The sequence below is a fragment of the Aquimarina sp. ERC-38 genome, from assembly GCF_026222555.1.
Lineage (GTDB): Bacteria > Bacteroidota > Bacteroidia > Flavobacteriales > Flavobacteriaceae > Aquimarina.
Genome location: NZ_CP098511.1, coordinates 2,206,386 through 2,220,976, shown reverse-complemented (window position 1 = coordinate 2,220,976; position 14,591 = coordinate 2,206,386). Strand labels below are relative to the sequence as shown.

Genomic DNA, 14,591 nt, shown 5'->3' with positions numbered 1-14,591 from the left:
TATAACTGTTAAGCTGCGCGACTTTTAACAAAATATAGGTAGATGAATATAAGACGGCATAGAAAATTTCTAAACAAAAAAATTGAAGATCAAAGTAATCTGCTTTCTTAACGTAAGTCATATGATAATATTGATTTTTCAAATGATAATAATTAATCTTAATTCCTGATTCTAGAAGCGATAGCAATCTGCCCGTCCGCAAGCGGGTCTTGAATTTTTACAGAATGCTACTAACTTTTAATTAACACAAAAAACGATTTACTTATAATTTCAAATTAAAAGCTCACATACACAAAACATTATAATACTACTAACATGAAAAAAAAATATACCTTGGCAATTCTACTGATTTGCCTGATTAGCCAACCCCTACTCTACGGACAAACAAAACCTGGAACTTCTCAAATACCTACGGGACATCAATTATATAAAAGTCTAAAAATCCAGGCTAAAAAAAACAATAGCAATAAAGTCAATCGTGTCATTCCTTCTCAAATTAGGGATAAAGCAGTCGATCGTATGTATTACGAATTTGACCGTACTTGCGACCCTAGAACCGGAAAGGTACCTCAAGATATCTATCAAAAAGAACAATTATTTACAAAACAATCCAAATCCTTATCCTCTGTAGGGAATATTAAAAAATCTTCTACTAGTTGGAAAAACCGCGGGCCTTTTAACGTAGGAGGACGTACCAGGGCACTGGCTATAGACAAGACAAATGAAAATATTATCCTTGCCGGAGGAGTTTCCGGAGGCCTATGGCGTAGTGAGGATGGAGGTAAGAACTGGAAAAGAGTAACCAGAAGATTTCAAAACCCAAGTATTACTTCAATAGTACAGGATCCAAGACCTGGATACCAACATATTTGGTATTATGGAGGGGGAGAACGTATTGGTAATTCAGCAACTGCCGTAGCCCTTTATACCGGAGCTGGTATTTATAAATCACAAGATGGTGGCCGTACTTGGGAATTATTAGAAGCTACGGCAGATAATACCATACTTACCGCCTCCCCTTTTGATGTGGTAAATAGTATGGCAGTTCATCCTCAAAATGGTGATTTATATGTTGCTACGTTTAATGGTGTTCATCGATCTCAGGATGGTGGTAAGAGTTTTCAGGAAGTATTTGCTAGTGGTTTTGATAAAGGAACTGAAATTATGATTACCCCTAAAGGCACCTTATATGCAACTATTCCCGAACCATCAATAAGATCAAATGAAAACGGTGGAGTATATCGATCTAAAAATGGGGTAGATTGGACGCTGATTAGTGAAGGTATTTTTGATTTAGACAGATCAACCAGGATGATATGTGCCTACAATCCGTCCGATGAAAATGAAGTCTATATATTAAGTACTTTAGTAACCCCTGTAGCTACTTCAACTAATTTATTTAGATATAATGCGATAGATGATACAATTACAGATTTCACGGATCAATTACCAATAACGATAGAGCCGGTAGGAGGTCTGAATACGCAATTTGCTTATAATATGGTACTTGCCGTACATCCTACTAATCCGGATATGATTTTCTTTGGTGGAACCAACCTCTTTAGGACTACCGATGGGTTTCGAACTGCGGTAAATAATTTTTCCAATAATTGGATCGCCGGATATTCTCCAAATAACGATGTTTCCCTATACCCGAATAACCATCCCGATATACATGCTATTGTCTTCTTCCCTTCTAATCCCAATAAGGTTTTAATGGCTAATGATGGTGGGGTATTTGTAACCGAGGATATTACTACAAACAACTCTTTTGAAGAACCGGTCTCCTGGACTTCGTTAAACAATGGGTATATTACCACACAACCCTATTCCATTTCCCTGAACCCGGAGTTAGAAAGTGATGAACTTCTGGCAGGTTTCCAGGATAACGGTACCTGGTTTACCAATCAAAAAGATTCTAAAGCGAGTTGGGTAGAGCAATTCGCAGGGGATGGTAGTTATAGCGCTTTTGCTGATAAAGGACGCACAAGATATGTTTCTTCACAGCTTGGAGATATCTTCCGCTTGAATATGGATAATAATAACGAAGTAGAATCAATCGCCTATGTGACACCAGCTATTGCAAATCCTGATAATTTTAGTTTTATCAATCCATTTCTATTAGACCCTAATGACGATAATATAATGTATTTACCGGTGGGAACTTCTTTATTCCGGAATACTAACTTGGATGATATACCAGCTGTTGCTAGTATTGATGAATTAACTTCACTAGCTACTGTAAACTGGTCTGAGATTGCCTCTATTGAATCTATAGCAATTGATAACAGAGAACGTAATAACATCACCGCCCTGGATGTTTCAAAATTTCCTGAAGCAGACAAGGTTTATTTTGGTACCGGACAAGGGCAGGTGTATCGAATGGATTTCGCAAGTCTGTCCTCCAGTAAACCAGTGGATATTTTTACCGGTAAGGGTTTTCCTGAAGATGCTTTTGTCAATAGCGTACAGGTAGACCCTAATAACTCTGACCGGGTAGTAATTGCTTTTTCAAATTATAATGTAAAAAGTGTCTTTTACACTACAGATGCAGGGGAAACCTGGACGGATATTAGTGGCAACCTGGAAGAGAATAAAGATGGTACCGGTAATGGTCCCTCGGTAAGGTGGGTATCCTTTTTAGGAAACAATAACGGCCTTCTTGCAGGTACCAGTACCGGCCTATATTATACAAATAGAATAGTAGATGAAAATACGGTTTGGCAGTTGGAAAATAATCAAATTGGTGATGGTGTAGTAATGCAGGTTAGAACTCGTAAAGATGGGTTAACCGCACTGGCTGTACATGGTAATGGAGTATATAGCAAAAAGTTTAATGTTGCCCCTCAACAAGGGGAAATAACCTTATTAGTAAATAAAAAGCCAGAGGATATTTCTTTTAGTATAGAGGATACCCCTGAATCCATAACAGTAGATCTCAGCGAGGTTTTTCGAGACACCAATGGCGAAAAGCTTACATTAAGAGTGGAAAGTTCAGATACCAATAATGAATTTATAGATTATAAATTGTCCGGAAAGAAGCTACAAATTTTCTTTACCCGAACCAACTCAGCAATAGAAAATATTGATAAAATAGGAGAAGCTGTCATTAGAATAATTGCTGCATCTGGTGCTCAAAAAGTAGCAACTGAATTCAACGTGCAAGTTTTTCAAACACCTCTTTTTGACACCTTTGATCCCAATAGGTCAATTTTACCAACCATCTTTAATCCTTCAGAAGTACCACTTAATATAAATACCTTAGAAGAAAATATTCTTCAAGAACTAGCCGATCAATTTATTATTCCGGAAGGGGAAACTTGGACAATTGAGCGTATGAAAATGATTGTATTTTCAGATTTAATCTTCCTGGAACTGTCTGTTCCTGGAGATCAGGGTCGTTTTAGAATTTATAAAGATGATAATGGTAAACCCGGGAAAGAAATTATTAATATAACCGATACGATAAAAACCAACCCTGACTTTGATGATACGGAGACATCAAAAGAATTAGAATTTGAATTGCCAGAAGCAACTAAATTAACATCTGGTAAATACTGGTGTTCTTTTGTTAGGATAGAACAAATTAATAGCATAAATAATTTAGTATATTCTTATCATTTGATAGAACCTAACGAACCAAATTTTAATAAGCAATCCGATTTTTATGGAAGAGGTACTAATGTAAGAACATTACTACCAGAATGGAATTCCTATAGTGATCTTAGATTACTAGATTTATCTGTTGGTCAGGAAGGTAAAGCCACACTTATTTTTTCACTATTTGGAGAGAAAGAATCCACAGCTAGTAAAAAATCCTTAAACCTTACCGAAAATGATGTGGTAGCCTATCCTAACCCAACTACCGGATTAGTTGATCTACAATTTGCAACTTTACCGGAGGAAACGATTACCATAAAAGTCATGGATATCAGCGGTAAGGAGGTAGTAAGTCAAACTTTCAAAAGTACACAAAACAGTTATACCATTGATACCTCAGATTGGGTATCAGGGATGTATATCGCCAGAGTTAACGGAAATACGACCAAAATGACAACCAAAATAATCCGTAAATAAGTAAATAAATCTATCATAGCTACTACTTGAATTTTATAGATAAGTACGATCCTATAAATCACACAAATCATCTTTTTAAATAGATCGTACTTTTTATAAAAAAGTAAATATAAAAGTTTGTAGTTTGTAGATTGGATGGATTGGCGGGGTTTTAATTAAAAGAAAATCCCGCTTTTCTTTATACGTTTAATTTAAAAAGGATGTAAATATTTAATATATAAAAGCATCATTTAATCAAGTATATAGTTAAGGATAAACTGTTATTTTGTGCTTTATAAACAGAAAATTAACGCAATAAAATTATATCAATTGTAGAATAATAATCCTAAAGCAAAACATTTGTTAATAAATTCTTAATCTACTTAATAAATAGTTAATTCTTACTGTTTACACTTATACTTCTTAAATTAAAACTACACTATGTGGTAAAAACAATATATATTAGCCGTAGGATAGTTTATAGTTTTAAACTTCTAATTACTATAATTATGACATAGTATGTAAGTAATAAGAGCATAAACTATCAATATTAGTCATTTTTAATTTAATAATTTAATTTTATGAAAGCTTTTAAAACCCTAATTTTATTGGTGTTAGTAGCCACCTTTTCTTTAACATCTTGTGAAGAAGAGCAAGAAATCAATGAACCACTTGTTTCTGTTGAAGACGCAGCAAATGACTTTGAAGAAAGTCTAAAAAGAAGAAGAAGAAGAAGAGAAGGACGAGGTAGACGAATAAAGCCTGATTGTGTTCTTGACAGCATCATTGATGGAAAAAGACCTGGAGATATAAATCATTTTGTAGGAATAGCCGGAGGAAGAGAAACTAATTTCGGACGAGATATTGTTGGAACTTGGACCGTAAACGGAGAGGTGGTTACACCTAGAAGGCCAACTCATATTTTAGTTAATGAACACGTTACTGAAGCCGGACCAGTAGAAATATGTTTTACTGCGGTTTCTCCTATATGTGATGAAGTAACACGATGTACTGTTGTTGACTTCGAAGGATTAGAATAACATTTACATCCATTAGGATAGTGTAGCCCGGATTATAAATTTATAATCCGGGTTTTTCTTTATAGTTAGATAAACATAAAAATACATAGAAGATTTATGCAATTTAATGTTGATTTAACTACATGTATATATATCATTATGACAACGCTTTACATATATCAAAAAGCTGCCGTAACTACAAAATAAAAAGTTATATACAGTTAGTTTTGAACCAAAAACTTATAAGTGCATAAAGAAATATAGGTTTCTCCCGGACGTAATAAGGTACTTGGAAAATTCTTTTGATTAGGCGAATCAGGAAAATGCTGTGTTTCTAAGCTAAAACCTCCCCGGTGGACGTAAGGCCTTCTTTCTTTTCCAATTAGCTTTTCAGACAAAAAATTACCACTATAAAACTGGATTCCGGGTTCATCGGTATATACTTCCATCATTCTTCCGCTCTTTGGTTCTGCAACTATAGCTGCCAGAGACAGGCCTTCACTGCTTTTGGGTACATTATTTATGACAAAAGTATGGTCATAACCACTTCCGTTAACCAGTTGTTGATGTTCTTCAAATAAATCTTCTCCCATAGGCTTTGGTTGCCTAAAATCAAAAGGGGTATCTGCTACCTTCTCCAATCTTCCGTAAGGAATTGAATTATGATCAATAGGAATATATTGATCTGCATTAATCAGTAACAAATGCTTATAAATTGTACCACTGTCTGCTCCGGCAAGGTTAAAAAAAGAATGATGCGTTAAATTAACTACCGTAGATTGATCCGTAGTAGCCGTATACCTAATTTTTAATTCGTTTTGATTGGTCAACTTATATTGAACCTTAACACTAAGATTACCCGGATACCCCTCTTCCCCATTAGAAGATATTCTTGAGAATTCAATTTCCTGGTCAGATACCTGATTAGCATCCCAAACTACCCTATTAAAACCGTCAACTCCCCCGTGGAGGTGATTACTCCCATTGTTAGTCTCCAATTGGTATATGCTATCTCCTATGGCAAACGTTCCCTTTGCAATTCTGTTAGCATATCGTCCGATAATAGCCCCAAAGTATTTTCCTTCCGGTTTAGTGTACTGATCTAAATCAGAAAAGCCTAATACAATATCATCAAAATTTCCTTTTTTATCCGGAACTGATAGCGATAATAGTCGTTGTCCGTAGTTCGTAAAAACAGCTTCAAGTCCGTTAATATTCTTTAATACATAAAAACCTACTGCCTTCCCTTCTATTGTTCCTTTAAATTGTAAAGAATCTAAAGAGGTAAGTAAATGTTGCGGTTGATGCTGATCAGTATTTTTTTCAGGGGTTTTAGTCTTATGAACCGGATTACAGCTTATTACTATAATTACAGCAGATAACACAGTGAATAATAATATGGATACTTTCATATACAATTTTAGATACTAATTATTGGTAATATATACTTAAAAAATGAGATTTAAAGACTTCCTGTTTTTTAATAGTGACTTTAAGAAAAGTAAACTTAATCTAATGAGATCATCTAAACATCTACTATGAAAACAGAATTAACGCTTATGGAGAAATCAATAGCAGTTTTAGAGAGACCTCGATTTAGTTTTTAAAATTGTATTTTAACTATTTAATTATGAGTGTCCTGTTAAAATCAATAAAAGTTTATAAAGCACAGTAAAATAAGGTGATTCCAAACTTTAAGGTGTTTGGAGAGTACTTTTTACTTTTTTAAAAGTAATTTGTTCTTTAAATATAGGAACGCTCTAGTTTAAATAAGCGTTGTTAATATAAGTTAGTGATATTAATATTATTACATAAAACACTGATAATCAGATTTTGAAATTAGCATCATTAAAAACATCCTTCCCCAACCCTTCCTTCGAAGGAAGGGAGCCAAAAAGTCTCCCTTTGAAGGGAGATTTAGAGGGATGTTCAGCATTATTTTAATAACAACGCTAATTTAAACTAGAGCCTATAGGGAATTTAAAATATTGATTTTCAATACTATAAATATTAGTCTTGATTCTTAATTCTAGAAGCGATAGCGACCTGCCCGTCCGCAGGCGGGTCTTAAATCTTTACCGGACGCTAATAGTATTTAATCATAGATGCAACCCCAAAATAAAAAGTATAAATAGTAATCAAAAAAGAGGAGCTGTACTTCAGTTAGGGAGATATCATACATTAAGTTAAGGGAAATCCTAAACTACTTCTATATCAAAATGATACACCTCAATATTAAGTTAAAATTTTGTAGCCAGATGATAAAGTATACCTTAAAGAAATTTAGTATTTTTATACAAAATAGTCTAAACTGGACTTATAAATCACAAACTTATTCGTAATGAAACTAAAACTTACACTAGCGGTAATTTTTTGTACCACTTTCCTGTTCGGACAAAACATACCCCCTGAGAAATTCTTTTTTAACGGCAGCGTTCCAAACAAGATTATTAAACTCGATCCTGTAAACAGTACGACTTTACAAGATGCAATTGATAAAACTTCTGCTAATGGAGGAGGGCGTATTACCATCCCACCGGGTTACCACACCCTGGCAAGATCAGTTAGTTTAAAGTCTAATGTTCATATTATTGTAGATTCTAAGGCCAACCTTAAAGTTCCTAATAGTTTTAACGGCCCTATCTTTAATCTTGGAGAAACAAATACGGAGCAAGAAGTTTCTAATGTAAAAATAGCGTCTAATAACGGTAGAAAATTTACCGTGGACTATTCCAATATACCTCCTGAACGACGAGTTTTTGTAGGGAATATAGGTTATATCACCAATTTCAGCATATCTAATGTTAATATTGTTGATAACAAAACCCTCTTTTCTGCTTTTAGAATAGGCCCTAAAGCTAAGCGAGGTAGCGGTAAAGATTTTGAAACCAGAAAACCTTCCAATGGTATTATTAAAAATTGTTCGATCAATAATGCTAATTATGGCTATGGACTTGTACAATTTGCCGGCGGAAAAAACATGTTGTTTCGTAATCTTAGAGGAGTTGGAGGAGTAACTTTACGTATGGAAGGTTCTGCAACCGGATTAAAAGAAGCCGGGTTTACCTATGGTAATCAGGAAAACATTTATGGAGATCGTATACGTTGTCGCAACGGTAATGCTGCTGTAATGATTTCACCACATGCTAAAAAGCATGGCAAAGTACTTATTAATGATGTAGTCGCAGTAGATTGTGGTATCGGTATCAGAGTTGATCCTGGTTTTGGAAAAGTAAAAGGTTTTTATTCTCCAAAACCAATATTTAAAGGTACTATCAGAATCATAAAGACTGGTAAAAAAGTAGCGCAGATCAAACAGAAACATTATGTATATTATCCGGTAGACTTTATAAAAAACAATCCGTTTAATAGTTTACCAAATTCAGTAAGTAGTGAGCCTCAAGTAAAGGTAAGTGAAGCCATAGCACCTATTCTTTACAGGGCTAGACCTTCGGCTTCCGGAAAGGTGGATAACAATAATGGGGATTATGATATAGATATAAAAGCAAAGACGATCATAAAAGGCTTTGGCTGTACTCCGGATATTGTGTACGGATTACAAAAAAATAAAGTTTGTTCAAACAATAAAACCAGGTTTTTAGATACAGATGCTACAAGCCCGAAAACGATAAATCTTTACCCCCAACCTGCAAAGGCAACGTTGACTATTGATCATCTTATAGGTTCTGGTACCATTACTATTTACAACATATCCGGTAAAATAGTTCAAAAGGACGTTTTTAATACGGAAAGTAAAACGATAAATACCGCTACGCTCACTTCTGGAAGTTATTTTCTTACCGCCAAAGGATCGGAATTAAATTTTTCTAAAAAAATATTAATAAAATAATTTTTTTGGAAACAAAAAGTAACTTATCTATAAAAAAAACCAGCCCTTTAGTGAGGCTGGTTTTTTTTATAAAGATATTTATGTTATTTATTGTTGATTTAGCTATAACTATACTATCCTAAATCCTTTCCAAAGGAAAGGACTTTTAGCTACCTTTCCTTTGGGAAGGGCTGGGGATGGGATTAGTTTATATGAATTAGAATTATCTACGCTATCTTAAACTACAACTAAGTTGACAGTTATAGCGTCGAGCGCAAGGTACCCATACTAAGTACTTAAAAACTTTATCAAACCGGAAAATCTAGTCTTCCCCTTCCTTTTTATGACCATTTAGCTAAATACCAGATACACCCCAATCACGATTACACAAATAGCGATTCCGACGGGAGTTGTAAATTTCCAGGGTACAATATTTACCTCTTCGGTATATTTCATTTTATAAGCTTCCTTAAGCGGATATAGCTTACCAATGATTAGCATTACCACGATGTTAAAGGCAAATAGAATAGCCTGTACATGTAAAAAGTGTGGGAACTGACCTTTCATTACCGTATTATCAAGAATTACATAGATCAAATAAACCACTGCACCGATCACAATAGCAACTTTTGCCGCTACTGCCGGAACGCGTTTGGTTAAATAACCCATAATAATAATGGTCAGAATTGGAATCGTATAACATCCGTTTACCTGTTGCAAGTAACCAAATAAGCCGGAAGGTGCATTCGCAATTAAAGGAGCAATAAACATGGACATAATGGCCAAACCAGTTCCGAATAATTTACCGGCTTTTACAATTTGTTTTTCAGATGCATCTTTCTTAATGTACCCTTTATAGATATCTACCCCAAAAAGGGTAACCGAACTATTTAAGGCACTATTAAATGAACTTAAGATAGCCCCAAAAAGAACCGCAGCAAAAAAACCAATTAAAGAAACAGGCAACACTTTACGAACTAAAGTCGGATAGGCTTCATCCGGATTGGTAATACTATCGCCATATAGGTGAAAAGCAATAATCCCCGGCAATACTACCAGTATCGGACCTAATATCTTGACAAAAGCAGCTAATAAAATTCCTTTTTGACCTTCCTTTAGGTTTTTCGCCCCAAGAGCCCTTTGTATAATTGCCTGATTAGTTCCCCAGTAAAATAACTGGACTAACATCATTCCTGTAAAAATAGTACTAAAGGGCACCGAAGCTTCTTCAGTACCTATGGATGAAAATTTATCTTTATTAGAGGAGTACAACTCGGCAAAACCATCAATCATATTACCATCACCTACTACCATCAACCCTAAAACCGGAATCATCGAACCACCGATCAAAAGTCCTATAGCATTTATAGTGTCCGAAACCGCAACTGCTTTTAATCCCCCAAAAATGGCATAGATGGAACCAATAATACCAATAGCAAATACGGTAATCCACAGGGCAGTGGTTTTATCCGTATTTAAAATTTCGGGAATATCAAAAATTGTACTAATAGCTAGGGCACCGGAATATAATACTATGGGTAATAAAACCACTACATATCCGGTAAGAAATAATCCCGAAGTAATAGTCTTTGTTCCCGCATCATATCGACTTTCTAAAAATTGAGGAACCGTGGTTAAACCTTGTTTTAAATACCTGGGTAACAAATAAAGTGCGGTAACAACCATAGCAATTGCGGCTAAAGTCTCCCACGCCATTACTAAAATACCTTCTGAAAAAGCCTGTCCGTTAAGACCTACAATTTGCTCTGTAGAGAGGTTGGTAAGTAATAAAGACCCTGCTATGACAGGAGCCGTAAGACTTCTTCCTCCCAGAAAATAACCTGTATACGAACTTTCATCCGTTTTTTTTGTTGCTAAATAAGAAATAACGGCTACCAGAAGAGTAAAGCCAATAAATGTGATAATGCCCATAAAATTTTGTTGAAAATGATCTTTTAATTAAAACGCTTTTGCTCTAAACAAATGTACTTGATTACAACGGTTTATCATTTAAACTAACGTATAGCGTTTCCGGAAGCAATGATAATTACTCCAACAATCATAGCAGCCAATCCCAAATATAAAAACTTTCTCGGTTTTGAACTGGTTTTACTCCACTCTCCGGTAAGAATTCCAGTCACAATAGCTACCGCAACACAAACCGTATTAAAAATAGCATACCCAACCGTATTTCCCGAAGATCCTAATTTATAGGCTGCAAACGCAAAGGTTCCGGAAGCTGCAAAGTTTAACAAGGCCATAATAAAAGTATAAAATAAGTTGGTAGGCGTATGTGAAGAACTGAACTTACCCCATAAGTTTTTTGCACTTAATTGATAGATAAAATACGGAATCACAAAGATGGCTCCGGATACATAGATAATGACCATAACCATAACTGCAGTAATCCACTCCGGGTTTCCGGCTTGTTGACATGCTTCATGTAAATAAGGTCTTCCGTAGGCGTTTGCATAACTAAACCCGGTAGCTAACAATCCTCCTATAATGGCTATAGTAATACCAATGGTCATAGAAGAGGACTTTGAAGAAGTTTCTTCAGTAAGATCTTTTTGATCTTCGGCTTGTCTTAACATCCCGGCTTTTCCATTAAAAGAAACCCCAAATAAAACCACCAAAATTCCTAGAAGAATCACCATAAATACATTATTAGGAGGCAATCCGTCTACCAGGAATGGTAGTAAGGAGCCGACCAATATAACGGTACCTATAAAAATAGAAAAGCCTAAGGACAAGCCAATATAATTGATCGCTTTACCCCACATCATTACTCCTATTCCCCAAAGCAAACTTGCCAGTCCCATCTTCCATAAAATATCGGCAGGCATATTAGAAATAATATCACTAAATCCATTTACGAGTAAAAACCCCGCGGCAATAGGAATAATGAGCATATTTATAAAAAACATCATTCCCCAGGTATTCTCAAATTCATAGCCTTTAGTATACTTTTCAGGTAATGCGTATAATCCTAACATTAATCCGGCAAAGACCGCAAATAATATTCCTATTGTCATAATAATTAAATTTTAATGATTAAAGATGTGGTTGTTTATGTGAATTGTTTACTTGGTAGTGTAGAACTTAAAAATAGTTGTACTCGTATAGGGTTCTCCCGGATACGTAATAGACTTAGGAGCATCTTCAAGATTTACCCCGTTAGGATATCGGTGGGTTTCACAACAGAACGCTCTATACCGGCCGTACTGATCTCCGTTCTCCCGTTTTAATAAATCCGAAGTGAAATAACCTGAATAAAATAACATCCCAGGTTCTGTAGTCGAAACTTCCATCCCTCTGCCACTTTCTTCATGTTCAAAAGAAGCTACTTTCCGAAGTTGAAAATCTGCCGGAAATAAGTAGTAATTATCAAAACCGGTTTCCATTTGATCCAGGGCTTCTTTAAATAGTTTGGCTTTTCTAAAATCTTCTGGCCTTCCGTCTACTTTGACAACGCCCCCTTGTGGAACACCTTTATCATCTCCTTCCAGAAATGCATCGGAATCTATCTGTACCTTATGGTGGTGTATCGTTTCTTTAAATCCTGATAAATTAAAATAAGAATGATTGGTTAGCGAAATAGGAGTTGCTTTATCCGTTTCGGCTTCATAAGAAATGATCAATTCATTATCCTTTGTTAGTGTAAACGTTGTAATCACCGTTACATTACCTGGATATCCTTCTTCCATATCCGGGCTGTTCAATTGTAGGCTAAGAGTTGCTTTATCTGTTGTTTTACTGCTATCTTTTACTTCCCACATTTTTTTATCAAATCCCTGGGTACCGCCATGCAGGTGATTTCCTCTATCATTACCTACAAGGGTATAGGATTTTCCTTCCAGGGTAAATTCACCTTCATGGATTCGGGAGGCACATCGACCTACCGTTCCCCCAAAGTAAGGGGCATTGCTTTTATATTCATCAGAAAAATAACCGGAAACATCTTCAAAACCGCACGTAATCTCCGTAGATTTACCTTGCGCATCCGGTGTAAGAATAGAGGTAATGGTTGCGCCATAATCAGAAATTTTAACGATCATTCCATTCTCATTGGATAATTCGTACAGGGATACGGGATTGTTATCAATCGTACCAAAATTTTGTTTTTCTACTTTCATATGTTTTAAGATGAATAATTAATAAATAGGTGGTGTGAATTCAATTTTTATCATTTTTGTTCAAAGGGTGCTAACTTCTCCCAGTCAAAAACTACCCCGGTACCTGGAGTATCAGGTGCTACTGCCCGATAATTTTCTACTACTAGTGGTCGGGTGGTATATTCATCGATTGGAAAACTATGAACCTCAAGCCAACCTGCATTTTCTTGTGAAGAAACCAGGCTAACGTGTAATTCCTGCATCCCATGAGAACATACCGGAATGTTATGTTTTTTAGCCAACTTTGCTACCCGTAACCATCCGGTGACCCCTCCGCAATTAGAAGCGTCAGGTTGTATAAAAGATAGTTTTGCCTGTTCAAAGGCATACTCAAATTCATGAATGGTATGTAGGTTTTCTCCCATGGCCAAAGGAAAATTAGTTTTATCTACAATTTCACCATATCCTTTATAATTGTCCGGAATGATAGGTTCTTCAAACCAAGTAATATCATATTCCTTAAATCGTTCTATGGCTTCGATAGCTTTATCAATATCCATAGAATAATTGGCATCTACCATAAAAGTTACATCCTTACCCACATGTTCACGAACAGCTTTAATTCTTTCGATATCTTCATCCAAGTTTTCCCTTCCGATTTTAATTTTTACCGCTTTAAAACCTTTACTAAGATAAGTATCCATATTACCAAGTAATTTAGGTAACGGAAACTGCAAATCAATACCTCCGCAGTAAGCTTTACAAGTCTGATCAGCACCTCCGGCAACTTTCCACAAGGGTTGCCCTGCTTTTTTACAATGAATATCCCACAAAGCAATATCTACGGTAGAAATAGCAAATGATGCAATCCCTCCTCGTCCTACATAGTGAATATGCCATTCTAAGAAATCATAGATACCTGCTATATCAGAACCATCTTTACCGATAAGCACCTCTTTAAAATCATGGTCGATCATGGCTTTAATAGCCTTTCCGCCTTTACCCCCTGTATACGTATATCCGGTACCTTCGGTTCCGTCTGCAAGGCTTATCGTAGTGGTAATCAACTCAAAATGATAATGATCCCCATGCTTTGCATCTGATAATACCTCTGGTAAAGGAACCTCAAACAAACGCGTGGTAATTACTGAAATTTGTGTATTCATAATGTAATATATCCTATTCTAAGATTTTATAATGCTATATACCTGTTTACTGATACTATTTATCCGGGTTTTAACTTTATCCCATGCATCACCTAATTTTTTAGCAAAAGAAAATCATTACTTCTCTTCTGAAAAATCGACACGTAGAATGTCAATCTGCTCATAAAACTCAAGCAGGTGTTATCAGTATCTCAAAGGAGCACTATAAATTTGCTAAAAATTTCTTTTGTATTATTATATACGAAGCTGTTTAAACTTCTATTTATTATTCAGTACAATTCTCAAATGAAACAGATTTAACCCTTGGTGCATTTAAATAATAATTATTGTAAAATCCGTCAGTTCGAGTGCTTCGACCAAAGGAAGAAGTGTATCGAGAATAAGGATTTTAGTCAGAAAAGCTATT

General features: G+C 35.4%; 8 protein-coding genes. 3 read left to right on the top strand and 5 right to left on the bottom strand.

What is annotated here, in order from left to right; translation table 11 throughout:
• Positions 1–315: 315 nt before the first annotated feature.
• Positions 316–4,077, top strand: coding sequence for a T9SS type A sorting domain-containing protein (locus NBT05_RS09170; protein ID WP_265769571.1), 3,762 nt, complete (start codon positions 316–318; stop codon positions 4,075–4,077).
• A gap of 560 nt (positions 4,078–4,637) precedes the next feature.
• Positions 4,638–5,096, top strand: coding sequence for a hypothetical protein (locus tag NBT05_RS09165; protein ID WP_265769570.1), 459 nt, complete (start codon positions 4,638–4,640; stop codon positions 5,094–5,096).
• A gap of 200 nt (positions 5,097–5,296) precedes the next feature.
• Here the strand turns inward: NBT05_RS09165 and NBT05_RS09160 are convergent, their stop codons facing one another.
• Positions 5,297–6,487 carry an aldose epimerase family protein gene (locus NBT05_RS09160; RefSeq protein WP_265773183.1) on the bottom strand — a complete coding sequence of 397 codons (1,191 nt, stop codon included), beginning with the start codon at positions 6,485–6,487 and terminating at the stop codon, positions 5,297–5,299.
• Between the two features lie 929 nt (positions 6,488–7,416).
• Here NBT05_RS09160 and NBT05_RS09155 point away from each other — a divergent pair.
• Positions 7,417–8,925 (top strand): T9SS type A sorting domain-containing protein, encoded by a 1,509-nt coding sequence (locus tag NBT05_RS09155; protein WP_265773182.1) that lies wholly within the window; start codon positions 7,417–7,419, stop codon positions 8,923–8,925.
• A gap of 330 nt (positions 8,926–9,255) precedes the next feature.
• On the opposite strand, the gene NBT05_RS09150 is transcribed toward NBT05_RS09155, so the two are convergent.
• The 4 genes from NBT05_RS09150 to NBT05_RS09135 all read right to left on the bottom strand — a co-directional run bounded on the left by NBT05_RS09150 (position 9,256) and on the right by NBT05_RS09135 (position 14,185).
• Positions 9,256–10,836, bottom strand: coding sequence for a solute:sodium symporter family transporter (locus NBT05_RS09150; protein WP_265773181.1), 1,581 nt, complete (start codon positions 10,834–10,836; stop codon positions 9,256–9,258).
• An 83-nt stretch (positions 10,837–10,919) separates the two neighbouring features.
• Positions 10,920–11,939 (bottom strand): L-rhamnose/proton symporter RhaT, encoded by a 1,020-nt coding sequence (locus NBT05_RS09145; protein ID WP_265773180.1) that lies wholly within the window; start codon positions 11,937–11,939, stop codon positions 10,920–10,922.
• Between the two features lie 48 nt (positions 11,940–11,987).
• Positions 11,988–13,040 carry an aldose epimerase family protein gene (locus NBT05_RS09140; RefSeq protein ID WP_265773179.1) on the bottom strand — a complete coding sequence of 351 codons (1,053 nt, stop codon included), beginning with the start codon at positions 13,038–13,040 and terminating at the stop codon, positions 11,988–11,990.
• 50 nt (positions 13,041–13,090) lie between these two features.
• Entirely contained in the window at positions 13,091–14,185 is a 1,095-nt protein-coding gene (locus NBT05_RS09135) for a mandelate racemase/muconate lactonizing enzyme family protein (RefSeq protein ID WP_265773178.1), read from the bottom strand.
• Between the last annotated feature and the right edge of the window lie 406 nt (positions 14,186–14,591).